We start from the raw sequence: 17,029 nt of genomic DNA, 5'->3' as shown, positions 1-17,029 counted from the left end.
TACAGCCGATCCGGGTCGAGTACGCGGGGACGTACGCCTCGCGCCGCCCGGCACGTACCGCAGCCCTGTCACGGTAGGCCGCGGGCCCCGCGAAGCACATCAGTCCACCGTCGGACGGCACCGTGCCGGGATACGACCGCAGGAGGAGTCCCGCTACCTCCCGTGGTCGCAGCGCGGCCGCTGATCCGGCGTACTCGATGCTGCTCCGGTTGCACGGGGACCTGCCACGGATTGCGACCCCGGTCGCACGCGACGGCGACCCGGGATCGATGTGGCAGCGCCCGCCCGGCGCCGACCATGGCCGGGTGACCGAGATCATCACGGGACCGCACATGTCCCCCCTGGAAATCCTCGCCCTGTCGGCTGCCGTCGCCCTGGTGGTGGCGCGTTGGCTTCCCCCCGCCGCCCGCCCACGCGTCTCGATCGCGGCGGGGGCGGTCCTCCTGCTGTCCACGGTCGCGCTGAGCGCGGCGGGGCTCCGCTGGCAGGTGCTGCCGGTCCTGGCAGGCGCCGCCTTCGCGTTGCCGTTCGCCTTCTCTCCCCTGCTGCGACGCCGTACCGGCCGGCCGGCGTGGCGGGCCCGCTGGTGGCTGGCGTTGCCGGGATCGGTGGCCTGCGTCGGCCTGATCGCCACGGGCCCGGTGGCCGCCTGGGCCTTTCCCGTACCCGTGTTCCCCGAACCGACGGGCGAGTTCGCGGTCGGCACCCGTGTGGTGCAGTGGACCGACCCGCGCCGCCCCGAGACCTTCACCGCCGATCCGGACGACCGGCGCACGGTCGTGGTCCAGCTCTGGTACCCCGCGCAGAAGAGCCCCGCGGGCGCGCAGCGGGCCCAGTACCTCGGACGCACGGAGCACGAGGCGCGCACCGTCTCCGAGGCCCTCGCCCGCGAAGTCGGCCTGCCGGGTTTCCTGGTCGACGGTGTTCCGCGGGCCCGCAGCCGTTCGGTCTTCGACGCCCCGGTGAGCAGCGGAGGAGGGCGGTTCCCCGTCGTGCTGTTCTCTCCCGGGTCGGGCGGAGTGCGCACCCAGAACACCGCCTGGGCGGAGGAACTGGCCAGCCACGGCTACGTGGTCGCCGCCCTCGACCACCCGTACGACTCCGCCGCCGTCGTCCTCGCCGACGGCCGAACGATCACCACCGAGACCACCTCCTCCGGTGACCCGGACAAGGACGACGAGCTGGCGGCCGGCTGGACGGCGGTTCGAGCCGCCGACCTCGGCTTCGTCCTCACCCAGCTGGACGGTCTGGACCGGGGTGGGAGCGCCGACCCGCTGGGCGGACGCCTGGACACCGGCCGGGTCGCGGTGACCGGCCACTCCATGGGTGGTGCGGCCGCCCTGCAGGCGGCCCGGCAGGATCGCCGGTTCGACGCCGTCATCGATCTGGACGGCTACCCCCACGGACCCGCCGCACCCGCCCTCGACCAGCCGACGCTCGCGCTCACCCAGGCCGTCACCCCGGGAACCGACCCGCGCTACCTGCCCCGCCTCACCGAGGCACTCGCGGCCGGCGCCGCGACGAGCTACCGGCTCACCATCCCCGGCGCCGCACATCTCACGTTCATGGACGGCCCCCTGTACCTGCCGCCCGTGCCGTCGATCGTCGGCTCCCTGGGCCGCACCGAGAGCCCGCGCGTCGTCGCCGCGGCCACCCTCGCCTTCCTGGACGCCGTTCTGCGGGACGCACCCGGCGACCTGACCGTCGCTCTGTCGGCATACGGCGACCTCAGCGTCCACCGCCCGGACCGCAGCCCCTGATCAGCCGTTCCGGGGCGCCACCCGCGCACTCGGCCCGACACCGGCACGTGTCCCGCCGCCGTCGCCACACGCGCCTGCCCCCGATGCGAGAACGCCCTGCCCGGGTCGCAGGACCGGGGCAGGGCGTCGTCGGGTGCGGGAGGGTCAGGCCTTCGGGGTGGGCGAGGGCAGGGCGCCCGCCAGGAGGGGCCACTCGCGGTGGAAGGGCGGGAGGGGGAGCTTGCCCTCCAGGACGGGGGTGCCGAAGATCTTCAGGTGGGCGGTGAGTGCGCCGTTCAGGTCGACGCCGCCGAGGAGGGCCCAACTGCCCTGGAGCTGGGGGGCGCCGCCCGGGACGTCGACGGCGAGGGAACCGTCGACCTGGGCGCGCAGGTAGGGGGCCACGGTGGCCTCGACGCCGACGGTGTCGTAGAGGCCGACGCTCACCTCGGCGCCCAGGGCGGCGCGGGCGCCGGCCTTGCCGGTCAGCCGCACGTGGACCGGGGAGACCTTGGTGTCGGCGGCGTCGGTGGACGAGGTCCAGCCGCGGCCGCCGGTGTAGTCGGCGTGCACCGCCCAGGTGCCGGTGGCCTCCTGTTCGGCCTCCAGGTGGACCTGGCCGTCGGCACTGATCTCCAGGTAGCAGGTGAGCCCGAGGTTCACCACGACCGGCAGGCCGGCCACCGTGATGACGGGGCTGGCCTGGAGCTTGGCGAAGGGCACCCGGATCGGCGCGGCGCCGGTGCTGCGGGCGAGGTCGCCGGTGACCTTCCACCGGGCGTGGGCGCCGAGGTCGAAGCCGATCGACGCGGTGCGCGGGCCGGTCACGCCGGCTCCGTGGTACGCGAAGTGCACGGCGGGGTGCAGCTGGAGGGAGCCGGAGGCTGCGGCGCTGAGGCCGTCGGGGAGCGGGATCGGCGCGTTGACGTCGACCTCCAGCGTGCCGGAGGCGTCGGCCGTGGTGGTGCCGTTCTCCCGGGCGACGGTCGCCTTGAGGTCCTTGACCAGCGGCGTCACCTTGATCGCCTGCGGGTCGACGGCGACCTTGCCGTCCGCCTCGGCGCCGCCGAGCAGCTCGGTCAGCGTCGCCGGCCGGGTCGCGAGGGTGACCGAACCACCGCTCGCCGAGCGGACGGCCGTGACCGCCACCAGAGCGCCCTGCGGCGCGGCGGCCGTCGGCGGGCTGGCGATGAGCTGGCCGGGCCGGACGGCCTCGGCGACGGCCGACGGCTCGACCGGGGGCACCGTCGACGGAGCCACCGGCGGGGCCGTCGACGGGCCCGCAGTCGGAGCGGCCGACGGGGCTGCCGAAGCCGCCAGGACCGCCGTGCCGGCGGCCGGGTCGTACGCGGTGAGCTGGAGGTTCTTGGCCGCCGGGGAGACGGCCGTGCCGTCCTTCCCGGGTGCGCCGACGGCCGCCTGCTGCGCGCCCGGCTGGGCGGCCGTGACCGGCAGGGTGGTGGCCGTCGACGGCCCGGCGGAGGTCGGGGCGGCCGCCGGGGTGGCCGCCCGGGCCTGCGGGGAGCCGGGCGAGGTCGCGGCCGCCGGGAGGTGGCCGGCGACGGAGGTGGAGGTGGAGGCGGCAACCGGGGCACCGCCGGTCGCGTCGGCCACCGAGGAGGCCTGCTGGGCGCCCGAGGTCGGCCCGCACGCAGCGACACCGAGCAGCACCAGCGAAACGAGGGCAGGGCGGACCGCCATGCCGAGGGAACTCTTCAACGGGACTCTTTCGGAGCGGCGGACGGGGACACGACCGCCCGTGATCAGTGGACGCAGGGAGGCGGCTCGCACGGCCGCGCCGCCATGTTACTGACGAGGAATCATCTTGTCGAAGTCATGCACATGCCCCGCAAGTCGGGGAGCGGCGGCCAACTGACTTGCCGTCATGCCTAGTTGAGGCAAACGGCTGCCGTCGACCCCCGACCTTCGACGGGGCCTCTGCCTGCGGCAACCCGTCGACCGGCGGGGCCCCACCCCCGCCGACCGGGAGGAGGGCGCCCACCGCGCGTGGACACCCGGCCATTCCCCGACGGGAATTGTCCGCATTCGGTGGTCCGCACAGGATGGGCACCGCACGACGGGGCCGCAGACGGCCGGAGCGTCGTCACCACGACCAGGACCACCACCTCCACCACCACCACGACCACGACCACGACCACCACGAAGGAGACCACCATGACCGGCACCACCACCCCGCAGGAGATCGCCGAGCGCTACATCGCCGTCTGGATCGAGCCGGACCCGGCGCTGCGCCGCCGGCTCATCGAGGAGGTGTGGGCACAGGACGGGGTGCACGTCCTCCAGCCGCCGGAGGAGATCCGGGACCGCGCGGCGGAGTTGGGCTTCGACTCCCCCACCCTGGAGGCGCGCGGCCACAACGCCGTGGAGGCTCGGGTGGCACGGAGCCACCAGGAGTTCGTCGCCGACGGGGAGCACACCTTCCGGGCCCGCGACACCGCCGTCCGGCTCGGCGACGTCCTCAGGTTCACCTGGGAGATGGTCCCCACCGGCGGCGGGGAGGCGCTCGGGAGCGGGGTCGAGTTCCTCGTCCTGGACGGCGAGGACCGGGTGACGGCCGACTACATGTTCCCCGGCCCCTGAGCCCCCGGATCCCCTGCCACCGCGCTCCGCTCCCGGTACGCCGCCCGCAGGGCCTGCGCCGTCGGCTCGTCGGCCGGGAGGAAGGCCTCCAGCTTCAGTTCGGCGAGCGTGATGTCGACGGCGGTGGCGAAGGTGGTCACCGTGGTCATCAGGTGCAGGTCGCCGCGCGAGCTGCGCAGGTGGAGCGGGACGGCGAAGCCCAGGTGGTCGGCGCCGGGGGTGTCCAGGGCGGGCACGTAGCCGAGCAGTTCGGCGTGCAGTTCGCGCAGGTGGCCGGTCCGCTCGACGATGTGGCGGGCCCAGGCGGGGAAGTTGAGGATGTGCGGGGCCATGCCGTCGGGATGCAGGGCGAGACGGTAGGCGTTCGTTCCCGGGCCGACCAGTTCGGGAGCGGCGCCCTCGGTGATCAGGCCGAGCGCGTCGTTCGCGGCGACCACGTCGCCCTGCCGGTCCACCACCACGGCGGGGTAGGGCAGATGGCCGGCCAGGATGTGGTCGATGGCGGCGCGCACCGGGGCCAGGTCGGGGCCGTCGAGCGGGCTCTCGGGGTAGGCGGGGGCGTAACCGGCGGCCAGCAGCAGCTCGTTGCGCTCCCGCAGGGGGAGGTCGAGGGACTCGGCCAGCCGCACGACCATGCCCCGTCCGGGCGTGGAGCGGCCGGACTCGATGAAGCTGAGATGGCGCTGGGTGGTCCCCGCGCGGGTGGCGAGGTCGAGTTGGCTGATCCGGCTCCGGGTGCGACGCTCACGGAGCGTCCGGGGAAAGTCCACCCGGCAGTTGTAGCCCGTGCGTCGGACAACCGGCCATTCCCTCGCGGGAATTGTCGACGATTCCCGGACCGGCGAGGATTCCGGGCATGGACATCGGTGTGCTTCTCCCGACCGGCAAGGCCCAGTGGGGCTCCGACGGCGACCCGCGCGAGCTGATCGCCTTCGCCCGTGAGGCCGAGGAGTCGGGCTTCTCCTCGCTCTTCGTCAACGACTCCCTGCTGAGCCCGCGCATCGAGGCGCTGACCATGCTGGCCGCCCTCGCCCCGGTGACCGAACGGGTGACCCTCGGAACCGGCGCGCTGCTGCCCGTCCTGCGCCGGCCGATCCAGGCCGCGCAGGCGCTGGCCTCGATCGACCTGCTCTCCGGCGGCCGGCTGGCGGTCGCCGTCGGGGCGGGCTTTCCCGGCCGGTTCGGCCAGCCGATCCACGAGCTGTCCGAGGTCCCGTGGGCGCGCCGCTTCGCCCGGCTGGACGAGACGGTGGCGCTCTGGCGGGCGCTGTGGGGCGGGGCGACCTCCTTCCACGGCGAGTTCCACGACCACGCCGAGATCCCGGCCGCGACCGCCCCGTTCCGCCCGGGCGGCCCGCCGATCTGGCTCGGGGGCGCCACCCCGGCCGCCCTCGCCCGCACCGGGCGGCTCTACGACGGCTGGCTGCCGTACCCGCCGGACCCGGCCGACTACCGGTCCGGGCTGCTGGACGTGCGGAAGGCGGCGGCCGAGGCCGGCCGGGCACCGGAGTCGATCACGCCCGCCCTCTTCGTCTCCGTCCGCGTCGACGACGGCGTGGCGGCCGGCCGCCGGGCGCTCGATGCCTACGCGCACGCCAACTACGGACTGCCGCTGGAGGAGTTGGAGCGGATCCAGGCGGTCGTGACGGGGACTCCGGAGGACGTCGTCGCCGGCCTCGCCCGGTACCGGGACGCGGGGGCGCACCATGTCGTGGTCCGCCCCGGCGCGCTCGACCTCGCCTCCCAGCGCGACCAGCTCCGGCGGCTCGCCGCCCTGCTTCCCGACCTGGCCTGACCGGTCCTGAACGGGCCAGGCCTGGCCTGGCCTCACCCGGCCGGGCAGCGTCAGGACCGGCACGACCGGCCCGGGAAGACCGGCTCAGATGCCCCGCTTCGCCGTGATCACCCGGTCGTCGATGGCGGCCAGCAGGGCGGCGTGGTCGATCTCCGTCCGGTCGGCGTAGCGGAGGGCGAAGTCCGCGATCGCCTCCGGGAAGGTGTCGTTCGAGCCCAGGTAGCCCGCGATGGCGAGGCGGTCGCCGGAGCGGGCGTGGGCGCGGGCCAGGGCCCGGCCGCAGAGGTCCGCGTAGGCGCGCAGGCCGGAGGTGGTCATGTCGGCGACCTCGACCGAGCCCTTCATGTCGCGCAGTTGGCGGCCGTAGTAGTGGCGGCCGGCCGGGCCGGTGGTCCAGCCGAGGAAGATGTCGCTGGCGGCCTGCATCAGGTGCTGGCCGGTGACGACCCGGCGGCCGCCGTGGGAGGCGGACACCTCGGCGTCGGTGCGGGCGCCGGCGGGCAGGTGGTCCTCCAGGACGGACCGGGTGGCCTCCTTGATCTGCAGGAAGAGCGGGTCGCGGGCGTCGCGACCCTCCAGCAGGAGGATGTAGCAGCGGGTCCCGACGCTGCCGACGCCGACCACCTTGCGCGCCGCGTCGACGAAGTGGAAGCGGTCGAGGAGGACGCGGCGGTCCTCGCTGAGGGTGGCCCGGTAGTCGCTGAAGATCTGTCCGACGCTGCCGAGTTCGTTCTTCGACAGCGGCTGGATCAGCGGCGGGTCGTTGATGATGCGGCGCCGGCCGTCCTCCTCCTCGGTGAGCTTGCCGAACGCCTGCATGCTGGTGCGGCGCCGGGCGTGCTCCATGCCGGCCTCGACCCGCTTGCGGCGCTTGGCCTTGCCGATCAGTGGAAGCAGGTCCTCGGTGTCGATCCGGGCGTACCAGACGTCGAGTTCGCTCATCGCCGCCAGCCGCCGCATCGCGGTGGCGTAGCCCTGCCCCGCGGCGAGCGCGGCCCGGCGGGCGTGCTCCTCGTCGTTGCCGTTGTCGCGGGCCGCGACGGCGACGCTCGCGGCGAGCCGTTTGACGTCCCACTCGAACGGGCCGGGGTAGGTCTCGTCGAAGTCGTTGAGGCCGAAGAGCAGCGCGCGCTCCGGCGAGGCGTACATGCCGAAGTTCACCAGGTGCGCGTCGCCGCAGAGTTGGACGACGATGCCGGTGTCGGGGACGGCCGCGAGGTCGGCGGTCATCACGGCGGCCGCGCCGCGCAGGAAGGCGAAGGCGGAGTCGGCCATCCGGCCGTAGCGGATCGGCAGCAGCTCGGCGACCCGGTCCGTCCCCTGCCGTTCCAGTACCGCGACCGGGTCGGGCCGGTCGGCGGCGGGGATCCAGCGGCCGTGGGCTGAGCGCGAGACCCGCTCGCGGGCGGCCCGGCCGCGCCGGCGGCGTTCGGCGGGACTGGTCATGCGCTCGCTCCTAGGTCGGACGACGGGGCTGGTGCGCCCCCTCGCGACGCTAGGTCAACCTCGGCGGCCCGGCACGTCGAGGCGCCGGCCGGGCGTGGGCACGCCCGGCCGGCGCTCGGCCGTTCGGGTGACCGCGCGGAGCACGGGGACGGAAGGGCGAGGGGGCGAAGGTACGAGGGGAAGGAAGACGGGAACGGCCGGAGCGTCGCGACGACGCCCGCGAACGCGCGCCCTACTCCACGGTGAAGTCCGCCATCATCGCCATGTCCTCGTGCTCCAGGTTGTGACAGTGCAGCATGTACGTCCCCGGGTAGTCCGTGAAGCGGACGAGGAGCTCCACCGACTCCGCCGGCCGCAGGTCGACGGTGTCCTTCCAGCCGGCGTCGTAGCGGCCGGGCTCGGCGCCGTCGCGCGAGAGCACCTGGAAGGGGTCCAGGTGCAGGTGGACGGGGTGGTGGACGTCGGTGAAGAAGCGCCAGATCTCGGTGCTGCCGAGGGCGGCGCGGGCCAGTGAACGGCCCGGTTCGTAGGGCTGGTTGTTGATCGTCCAGCCGTCGTTGCGGCTGCGGCGGAAACCGAAGGTCCGGGTGGTGACGGCGGCGGCCGGGTCGAGCCGTTCGAGGGTGCAGAGCCGCTCGGGGACGGCCGAGTCGTCGGTGACGGTACGGGACGAGACGTCGAACAGCATCACCTCGGTGGTCCGGTCGGTGCCGAACCGGTTCATCAGGCGGACGGACGTCCCCGGCGGGTAGCGGGAGAAGTCGACCACCAGGTCGAAGCGCTCGGCCGGGGCGATCTCCAGCGCGTCGTGCGCCACCGGGGCCTCCAGCAGGCCGCCGTCGCTGCCGATCTGCACCAGCGCGTCGCCGCCCGCGGGCTGCGGGTCGAGTTCGAGCCGGTAGAGGCGGGCGTTGGAGGCGTTCAGCAGGCGCAGCCGGTAGCGGGCGCGGTCCACCGTGAGCCGGGGCCAGGGGGCGCCGTTGACCAGGACGACATCGCCGAGGACGCCGTTCATGTAGTCGTCGGTGACGCCCGGGACGGCCAGCGTGGCGTCGACGGCCGGGTAGGCGAAGGAGCCGTCCTCGGCGAAGGAGCGGTCGGCGAGCATCAGCGGGATGTCGCGTTCGCCGCGCGGCAGCGGCAGCGCGTCCTCCTCGTCGTCGTGGACGAGGTGGAAGCCGGCCAGGCCGTTCCAGACGGCGGGGCCGGTGAAGCCCATCCGGTGGTCGTGGTACCAGAGGGTGGCCGCGCGCTGCCGGCCGGGATAGGTGTACGTGCGCTCGCCGTCGGCGGTCCGGCCGGCGGGCAGGTCCACGTGGTGAGCCATCCCGGGCATCCCGGGCATCCCCTGGACCCCCCGCGCGCCGCCGGCCCCGACCGGCAGGAGCAGGTCGATCGGGTAGCCGTCGCTGTCGGCGGGGGTGTGGCCGCCGTGCAGGTGGACCACCGAGGGCACCGGCAGTTCGTTGCGGTGGCGCACCACGGTCTGCCGGCCGGCGCGGACGGCCAGCGTCGGGCCCGGGTAGCTGCCGCCGTACGTCCAGGCCTCGGTCCGCAGGCCGGGCAGGATCTCCAACCGCGCGGTCTGCTGGGTGATCTCGTAGTGGTCGGTGGTGCCGTCGCTGCGGACCGGTTTCAGGACGGGCGGCAGCGGGAGCGGCACCTGGAACGGCGGGGGCGGCTCCATGGCGCTGAGCAGCATCCGGCCCGGACGGCCCTCGGCCAGCAGCCGCGCGGCCGAGGGGACGGCGAACGCCCCCATCGCGCCGGTGCCGACCACGGCCGCGCCGATCCCGAGGAACCGGCGGCGGTTCACTGGGCGACCTCCACGGGCCCGCCCGGGCGGGGAAGCAGGCCGGCGCCGTCGGGGTCGACCGCGGGGGTGTCCGCGCGGGCGGGCAGCGGCAGCCGCCAGGCACCGACCAGAGCGAACAGGATGCCGCTGACCAGCAACACGCCGAGCACCACGTGCAGACCGAGCGCGCGCTGGTAGCCGACGGCGATCTGCAGGATCACCGCCGAAGTCAGCAGCGCGGACAGCCCGAGCGGCCGGAGCGGTCCGCGCCGGTCCGGGGCGGCCAGGCGGACCAGCACCCCGGCCGCGAGCTGGCAGAGCGCCGCGGCGGCCATGGCCGTCGCCGTGGTCCCGTGCAGCGCGAGCGAGTCGTAGTGGCCGTTGAGGTAGCTGCCGGCCAGCAGGGTCTGCAGGAGGGCCAGGACGGCCAGCGCGGTGGCGCTCGCCCGCAGCAGGATCAGCGGCCGACGGGGCGCGGGGGCCACGGGAGGACTGCTCATGGGAGGGCTTCTCTCTGCTCGGCCGTGAGGCGGGGAACGGGCGCAGGGGCCTGAGGGCGGGGGAACGGGAAACGCCTCCGGAGGCGACTCGGCCCCGGACGGCGCGGCCGAGAGCGTAACTGATCGGACATCACGATCAGCGGCAACGAACCGGGTTGGAGTCGATCACCACTCCGTTGCGCCCGCCGGAGCCGCGACGATCACCCGAACGGGCGGTGCGCCACCTTCGCGCACCGCCCGTCCCATCGGGGACCTCCCCGTCCGTCCTCCCGGGAACCCCGCCCCCGCTACTGCCGTCCGCCGCCGGCGGCCACCGGGTGGGCCCGGAGCAGCAGACGGGCCGGCAGGCCGGTCGAACCGAGGCAGAGCAGCACGGCTCCGGCGGCCAGCGGCAGGGCGAGGCCGGCCGGGACGTGCGGCGCGGAGCCGGTGATGCCGCGGGTGATCGGCATCAGGGTGATCCAGGCGATCACCGCGCCGACCGCCAGCCCGGTCGCGGCGACCAGCAGCGCCTCCCAGCGCATCATGCCGCGCACCTGCCGGCGGGTCGTCCCGGCCAGGCGCAGCAGCGCCACCTCGCGACGGCGGTCCAGCACCGTCATCGCCAGGGTGTTGGCGGCGGTGACGGCGGCGAAACCGCCGAGGACGCCGGCCATCACGGTGTTCGCCCAGGCGCCGACCTCCTGGGCCTTGTCGGCCTGGGCCACGAAGCCGGCCCGGTCGGTGACGGTGGTCGCACCGGGGCCGGCGAGGCCGGTCAGCCCGGCGGCGACGGCGGCCCGGTCGGCGCCGGGGGCGTCGGCGACCAGCACCTGACTGTCGTAGCCGACGGAGACGTGCTCCGCGACGGCCGCCCGGGGCAGCAGCACCTGGCCCAGGCCGAGGCCGCGCTCGTAGGTGGCGACCACCGTCGGCTTGACCGGGGTGCCGTCGCCGAGCCAGAGCGGGGCGCGGTCGCCGACCTCGACGCCGAGGGCCTCGGCGAGGCCGGCGTCCAGGGCGACGGTGTCGGCGGAGCGGGCGAGGTCGGCCGGCGAGCCGCTCTTCACCCCGAGGTCGAGCACCTTGGACAGCTTCGCCGGATCGCCGCTGATGCCCAGCGTGTTGGCGGTGGCGAGGATGTCGCCGTCCCGGTAGACCGTGCTGGTGCGCAGCACGCCGACGGCGGCGTCCACCCCCGCCACCTTGGCGGCGCGCTCGGCGCTGCCGGCGGGCAGGCCGGGGCCGGTCGAACCGACCACGTGGTCGGCGGTGGTGCCAATCCGCACCTGCTCGCCGGTGACGTGGGTGATGGTGCTCTGCATGAAGAGCAGGGTGCCGCAGAAGGCGGTGACCATGACGATCGGCGTGATCGCGGAAGCCAGCCGGCGGGCGTTGGCCCGGGTGTTGTCGGCCGCCAGCGAGCCGGGGGCGCCGGCGCCGGCCCGCAGCGGGACACCGAGCAGCCCGGCGGCGATCCCGGCGACCCAGGGGCCGAGCAGGGCGACGGCCATCAGGAAGCACATCACCACGCCGAGCGCGGTGTTGGCGGCGTTCGAGCCGTCGAGGCCGGCGGCGACGGCGGCCAGCGAGACGCCGCCGGCGGCGAAGAGCAACCCGAAGACGGTCCGCACCACGCCGGGGCGGCCGGCCTCGACCGCGGCCTCGCCGAGGGCCTGGCTGGGCCGCAGCCGGGACGGGCGGCGGGAGGCGAAGAACCCGGCGGTCAGCGCGGCCAGCGTGCAGGTGCCGACGGCGGCGAGCATCGGGATCGGCCCGACGTCCAGCGACAGCGCCTCGGGGACGGCGCCGCGGTCCGTCAGCTCGCCGAACCACCAGCGGGCCAGGGCGAGTCCGGGGAGGATTCCGAGGGCGCCGGCGACGGGCGCCACCAGCATCGCCTCGGTGGCGATGGTGCGGCGGATCTGGCGCGGGGTGGCGCCGATGGCGCGCAGCAGGGCGAACTCCCGGGCACGCTGGCCGGTGGCCAGGGCGACGGTGCTCATCACCACGAAGACCGCGGTCATGGTGGCGATGCCGCCGAAGGAGCCGCCGAGCGCGGTGAGCATGGTCCGGCTCTCGGCGAGCACCGGCTGCTCGACGGCGCCGCGGGCGCTGCCGGTGAGCACCTCGGCGTCGCCGCCGACGGCCTGGCGGACCTGTGCGGCGAGGGTCCTGGCGTCGACGCCGTCGCGGGGGGCCACGGCGATCGCGTCGACCCGGCCCGGGTGGCCGGAGATCCGGTCGGCGACGGGGTCGGCGAACCAGGCGGTGGCGGCCGGCTGCTGCGGGCCCGCCCCCGGCGTGGCCGCGAGGCCGGAGATCCGGTAGGTACCGACGCCGCCGGGCGCGGTCAGCGCGACGGTGGCGCCCGGCGCGAGGTGGGCGGCGTGCGCGGTGTCCACGTCCAGGACGACCTCGCCGGTGCCGGGCGCGCGGCCCTCGACCAGCTTCTCGCCCGCCCCGGCGATGCCCAGCGCGGCGATGCCCCGGCCGGTCAGACCGGGCAGGCCGGCGGCGCCGCCGGCCGGGATCGGGAAGGCGGTGTCCGCACGGGCGGCCGCGACACCGGGCTGGGCGGCGATCCGCCCGGCCAGCGCCGCGTCGACCCGGGCCCGCTCGGGAACGGGCAGCGACTGGGTGTCGACCTCCTGGCCGGTCTTGACGGTGATCTCGACGGTCGCGTCGGCCGCGACCACCACCGGGCTGCCGGCGTACCGGGTCGGCGGCACGCTCGCCGTGATGCCGGTCTGCAGCAGTGTGCCGCAGGCCATGACCACGGCCGCGCCGAGCAGCAGGGCGAGGAAGGTGCCGACGAAGGAGGCCGGCCTGAAGCGCACCGAGGCGCGCGCGAGTCCGTTGCTCATGCCGCCGCTCCGACCGGGCGCGCCGCCAGCGTGACCATGCGGTCGGCGACGGCCTTCGGGTCCGGGTGGTACAGCTCGCCGGCGAGCGCGCCGTCGGCCAGGAAGACGGCGCGGTCCGCGAACGAGGCCGCCACCGGGTCGTGGGTGACCATGACCACGGTCGCGCCCATGGTGTCCACGGCGCGGCGCAGCAGGCCGAGCACCTCGTGGGCGGTGCGGGTGTCCAGCGCGCCGGTCGGCTCGTCGGCGAAGACCACGTCCGGATCGGTGATCAGTGCGCGGGCGATCGCCACACGCTGCTGCTGACCGCCGGAGAGCTGGCCGGGGCGTCGGCCGCCGTGCTCGCCGAGGCCGACCTGGGCCAGCAACTCCCGGGCCCGGGCTCGGTCCTGGCGTTCACCGGCGAGGCGCTGCGGGAGCAGCACGTTCTGCTGCACCGTCAGCGAGGGCAGCAGGTTGAAGGACTGGAAGATGAAGCCGATCCGGCTGCGGCGCAGCTTGGTGAGCCGGTTCTCGCTCAGCCGGGTGATCTCCTCGCCGCCGAGGTGGACCTCGCCGGCGTCCGGGCGGTCCAGGCCGGCCGCGCACTGCAGGAAGGTGCTCTTGCCGGAGCCGGACGGACCCATGACCGCGGTGAAGCTGCCCCGGTCGAGCGACAGGTCGATGCCCCGCAGGGCGTGCACGGTCTCGCCGCCACGGCCGTAGGTGCGCCGTACCGCCCGCAGCTCGATCGCAGCGTGGGCGGCGGGGCGCCCGTACGGCTCGGTCCGGACGTGCTGACGGCGTGCCATGGTGGGCCTTCCTTAGGGGATCGTCGCTGGTCGTCGACGTGTTCCAGCCTAGGAACGGCGGGTGCCGCGAACCATGGAGGCCGCTGGCGGACGGACCGGGGGGTTATCCCCACCCCGCTCCTGCGTCCCGCGTCCCGCGTCCTGCCCCGGGCTCGCCGTCGCTCCCGGCCTCAGCCGTCCCCCGGGTGTCCCGGCCGCCCGGCGCGGGGGCGGAGGCCGCGGGGCTCGGGCGGGAGCGGACCGGGGGACTGCGCGGCGGCGCTCGGCAGCCGGTCGGCCGGCGCGGGCACCTGCGGGGGCACGGCCGACGGCCGCGGGGCCGGCCGGGGAGGCGCCGGCTCCGGTCCGGCGCCGACCGGCCGGTAGGGCGTGACGACGGTGCGGCCGGCGTCGCGGGCGAGCTGCTCGAAGTGCTCGATCTTGTACGCGAGGCCCTCCGGCTCGCCGATGTCGGACCAGCGCCAGGCCTCCGCCCACCACTGCGGGCCGCGCACCAACGGCCGCCCGGCGAGCGCGAGGTGCAGGGCGAGCGTCGGCCGGGCGAGGTCGTGCACCCACCCGTCGCTCTGCCGGTAGGCGGCCGTCTCGTCCAGGCGCAGCCAGCGGCCCTCGCGCCCGGCGGCGAGCAACGGCACCTGGCCGCGCCGGCCGTCGGCGACCAGCAGGAGCATCCGGCCGTCCTCCTCGGACACCCGGTAGGGCGGCAGTTGCGGCATCCGGGCCAGACGCCACGTCCCAGAGCTCGAACCGCCGTCCGGTCCCGCCGTCCACCACCCGCAGCCGGGGCACCGCCGCCAGCCGCTCCTGCGCCCGCTCCACCGCGGCATCCCACGACCTCACCACGGGGCAACGATAGCGAGCTTCCGGCACCGAACGTGATGCAGAGGACACCGAACGTCAGCACGAGGGGTGCGGGCGGCGATGGTAGGGGAAACCCGACCCCAGGTGTCGACCTGGCCGTCATGACCCCGCCCGGCCCCGCCGCTGGAATGAAGGGGTGCTGAATCACCGAGGCCGTCGCGGCCACCGCGACCAGGACCAGCAGGACCGCCGAGGGCCGCGCGACCGCCAACTCCCGTGCAAAAGAAGCCGGTTCGACCGCCGGTCGCCGTGGTGCGCCGGCTGGCTGCTCGCCGCCGGGTGGGCGGCGGCGTTCCCGCTCGTCTCCGGGCTCGGGCCGCACCGCGGTTGGGGCACGGTCGCCGCAACGGGCTATCTGGCGGCGGCCGTCGCCGTGCTCACGCTGCCGTGGCGACGGGCGCGCTCCTGGTCCGTGGCGGTGGCGCTCGTCGGGGCCCTCGCCGCGCCGCTGCTCTGGCTGGTGCTGACCGGTCAGGGGCAGAGCGAGGTCGCCGTGATCGAGCGGTCCGGCGAGTTGCTGCTCCGGCACGGCACGCCCTACCTCGCGGACCCGCGCACCGTGCCCGAGTACACGCCGTACCTGCCGGGCATGGCGCTGTTCGGGCTGCCCCGCGCCGTCCTGGGGGCGCAGGAGTGGCCGGCCCGGCTGCTCGGCGACGCCCGGCTCTGGTGCGCCGCCGTGTTCCTGGGCTGTCTGCTCGCCGCCCGCCGCCCGCACCGGACGGGGCTCGCGGCCCTCACCGCCTCGCCGTTGGTCGCGCTGCCGCTCTGTGTGAGCGGGGTGGACCTGCCGATGACCGGCCTCTGCTGCCTGGCCCTCGCCCTGGCCGCCCGGGGCCGGCCCGGCGGCGCCGGGGCGGCGCTCGCCGTGGCCTGCGCGCTCAAGTGGACGGCCTGGCCCGCGGTCGCGGTCGTCGCGGCCCTGCTGGCCGTCACCGCGGGCCGGCGGGCCGCGCTGCGCGGTACGGCGGTCGCGGCGGCGGGCACGGCCGTCCTCGTCCTGCCGGGGGCGCTGCGCTCGCCCGGTCCCATGTTCCACCAGGTGTTCGCGTTCCCCACCGGGCGCGGCACCCTGCCCACTCCGGCCGGCAGCCCGCTGCCCGGCCGGCTGCTCGCGGACCTCGGCCCGGCCGGCTGGTACGCCGCCGTGGCGCTGCTGCTGCTCGGCGGGCTGGCCGTCGCCGCCTCGCTGGTGCTGCGCCCGCCCCGGGATGTCGTCGGCGCCGCCGACCGGCTCGCGCTCGGGCTCTGCCTGGCCTTCCTGCTCGCACCCGCCGGCCGGTTCGGCTACCTCGCGCTGCCGCTCGTGCTCGCCCTCTGGGCCCGGCTGCAGGCCCGCCCCGGCCCCGGCGGCGAACCGCGCACCGCCGCCCGCACCGATCCCCGCACCACCACCCGCACGACCCCACGCACCGATCCCCGAACCGAGGTTGCACCGACCCCATGGCCAGCACACTGATCGTCACCAACGACTTCCCGCCCCGGCAGGGCGGCATCGAAACCTTCGTCCACGCCATGGCCACCCGCCTGCCCGCCGACGAGGTGGTCGTCCTCACCTCGGACGAGCCCGGCGCGGCCGCTCACGACGCGACCCTCCCCTTCCCGGTGGTCCGCGACCGCTCCCGGCTGCTGCTGCCCACCGGCCGGGTCACCCGGCGGGCCGCCGAGATCGCCCGTGCGCACGGCTGCGACCGGGTCTGGTTCGGCGCCGCCGCCCCGCTCGCCGCGATGGCACCCGGGCTGCGGCGGCAGGCGCCCGGGATCGCCCGGACGGTCGCCACCACGCACGGCCACGAGATCTGGTGGGCCCGGACGCCCGGGGCCCGCCGGCTGCTGCGGCGGATCGGCGACAGCGTCGACGTGGTCACCTACCTCGGCGAGTACACCCGGGCGCGGATCGCCCCCGCGCTCGGGCCCCGAGCCCGGCTGGAGCGGCTCGTCCCGGGCGTGGACGCGGACCGGTTCCGCCCGGCCGCGGCGGACGAGGTGGCCGCGGCGGACGAGGTGGTCACGGCAGGCGAAGTGGTCACGGCGGGCGAGCCGACCGGCCCGGTGATCCTGTGCGTGGCCCGGCTCGTCCCCCGCAAGGGCCAGGACGCCCTGATCCGGGCCCTCCCGCTGATCCGGCGGACCGCTCCCGGGGCCGTCCTGGTGCTGGTCGGCCGGGGCCCGGACGAACGGCGGCTGCGCGCGCTCGCCCGGCGGCACACCGAGCCCGGCTCGGTGGTCTTCGCCGGCGGCCGGGAGCACGCGGCGACACCCGCGTACTACGCCGCGGCGGACGTCTTCGCCATGCCGTGCCGCACCCGGCGGGCCGGTCTGGAGGCGGAGGGCCTGGGCATCGTCTTCCTGGAGGCCGCGGCCGCCGGGCTGCCGGTGGTCGCGGGCCGCTCCGGCGGCGCGCCCGACGCCGTCCTCGACGGGGTCACCGGCGCGGTCGTCGACGGCCGGAGCCCGGCCGCCGTCGCGGCGGCGGTCGGTCGCATCCTCGGCGCCCCGGCGGCCGACCGCGCCCGGATGGGGGCGGCGGGGCGGCGCTGGGTCCGGGAGGAGTGGTCCTGGGAGGCCTCCGCCCGCCGCCTCGCGGACCTGCTCGACCCGGCGGGGGCGGCTGCCACGCCCCCGGAGGTCCACTCCCCCCGCGGGTGAACCGGC

The 17,029-nt window shown here is 76.0% G+C and carries 13 protein-coding genes; 5 read left to right on the top strand and 8 right to left on the bottom strand.

Translation table 11 applies throughout. The features are described from left to right. The first annotated feature begins 269 nt into the window (after positions 1–269). Positions 270–1,760, top strand: a complete 1,491-nt coding sequence (locus tag ACFVYI_RS08705; RefSeq protein ID WP_387882437.1) for an alpha/beta hydrolase family protein — start codon at positions 270–272, stop codon at positions 1,758–1,760. A 144-nt stretch (positions 1,761–1,904) separates the two neighbouring features. Here ACFVYI_RS08705 and ACFVYI_RS08700 read toward each other — a convergent pair whose 3' ends face one another. Beyond that, positions 1,905–3,458, bottom strand: a complete 1,554-nt coding sequence (locus ACFVYI_RS08700; protein ID WP_387882436.1) for a hypothetical protein — start codon at positions 3,456–3,458, stop codon at positions 1,905–1,907. 330 nt (positions 3,459–3,788) lie between these two features. On the opposite strand from ACFVYI_RS08700, the gene ACFVYI_RS08695 reads away from it, so the two are divergent. After that, a complete protein-coding gene (locus tag ACFVYI_RS08695; RefSeq protein ID WP_387882435.1) occupies positions 3,789–4,340 on the top strand; it encodes a hypothetical protein in 552 nt (183 codons plus the stop codon). On the opposite strand, the gene ACFVYI_RS08690 is transcribed toward ACFVYI_RS08695, so the two are convergent. After that, on the bottom strand, positions 4,319–5,110 hold the full coding sequence (locus tag ACFVYI_RS08690) for a helix-turn-helix domain-containing protein (protein WP_387882433.1): 792 nt from the start codon (positions 5,108–5,110) through the stop codon (positions 4,319–4,321). The genes ACFVYI_RS08695 and ACFVYI_RS08690 overlap by 22 nt on opposite strands. 86 nt (positions 5,111–5,196) lie before the next feature. Here ACFVYI_RS08690 and ACFVYI_RS08685 point away from each other — a divergent pair, with 86 nt between their 5' ends. Next, positions 5,197–6,135 (top strand): LLM class flavin-dependent oxidoreductase, encoded by a 939-nt coding sequence (locus tag ACFVYI_RS08685; protein ID WP_387882430.1) that lies wholly within the window; start codon positions 5,197–5,199, stop codon positions 6,133–6,135. Positions 6,136–6,219: 84 nt separating this feature from the next. On the opposite strand, the gene ACFVYI_RS08680 is transcribed toward ACFVYI_RS08685, so the two are convergent. The 6 genes from ACFVYI_RS08680 to ACFVYI_RS08655 form a co-directional block, all read right to left on the bottom strand. After that, a complete protein-coding gene (locus tag ACFVYI_RS08680) occupies positions 6,220–7,581 on the bottom strand; it encodes a DUF2252 domain-containing protein (RefSeq protein ID WP_387882428.1) in 1,362 nt (453 codons plus the stop codon). Between the two features lie 232 nt (positions 7,582–7,813). Next, a complete protein-coding gene (locus ACFVYI_RS08675; protein ID WP_387882426.1) occupies positions 7,814–9,397 on the bottom strand; it encodes a multicopper oxidase family protein in 1,584 nt (527 codons plus the stop codon). Next, a complete protein-coding gene (locus ACFVYI_RS08670) occupies positions 9,394–9,876 on the bottom strand; it encodes a hypothetical protein (RefSeq protein ID WP_387882424.1) in 483 nt (160 codons plus the stop codon). The genes ACFVYI_RS08675 and ACFVYI_RS08670 overlap by 4 nt, the downstream gene beginning before the upstream one ends. 287 nt (positions 9,877–10,163) lie before the next feature. Continuing rightward, on the bottom strand, positions 10,164–12,722 hold the full coding sequence (locus ACFVYI_RS08665; protein WP_387882422.1) for an FtsX-like permease family protein: 2,559 nt from the start codon (positions 12,720–12,722) through the stop codon (positions 10,164–10,166). Beyond that, positions 12,719–13,513 (bottom strand): ABC transporter ATP-binding protein, encoded by a 795-nt coding sequence (locus ACFVYI_RS08660; protein WP_387882420.1) that lies wholly within the window; start codon positions 13,511–13,513, stop codon positions 12,719–12,721. Before ACFVYI_RS08660 ends, ACFVYI_RS08665 begins: the two co-directional genes overlap by 4 nt. A 170-nt stretch (positions 13,514–13,683) precedes the next feature. Then, positions 13,684–14,229 (bottom strand): hypothetical protein, encoded by a 546-nt coding sequence (locus tag ACFVYI_RS08655; protein WP_387882418.1) that lies wholly within the window; start codon positions 14,227–14,229, stop codon positions 13,684–13,686. Positions 14,230–14,639: 410 nt separating this feature from the next. Here ACFVYI_RS08655 and ACFVYI_RS08650 point away from each other — a divergent pair, with 410 nt between their 5' ends. Continuing rightward, positions 14,640–15,833 carry a glycosyltransferase 87 family protein gene (locus ACFVYI_RS08650; RefSeq protein WP_387882570.1) on the top strand — a complete coding sequence of 398 codons (1,194 nt, stop codon included), beginning with the start codon at positions 14,640–14,642 and terminating at the stop codon, positions 15,831–15,833. Beyond that, entirely contained in the window at positions 15,818–17,023 is a 1,206-nt protein-coding gene (locus tag ACFVYI_RS08645; RefSeq protein WP_387882416.1) for a glycosyltransferase family 4 protein, read from the top strand. Before ACFVYI_RS08650 ends, ACFVYI_RS08645 begins: the two co-directional genes overlap by 16 nt. The last annotated feature ends 6 nt before the right edge of the window (positions 17,024–17,029 follow it).

It is taken from the genome of Kitasatospora sp. NPDC058218 (genome assembly GCF_042882445.1).
Lineage (GTDB): Bacteria > Actinomycetota > Actinomycetes > Streptomycetales > Streptomycetaceae > Kitasatospora.
This window is presented reverse-complemented; position numbering and strand designations above follow the sequence as displayed.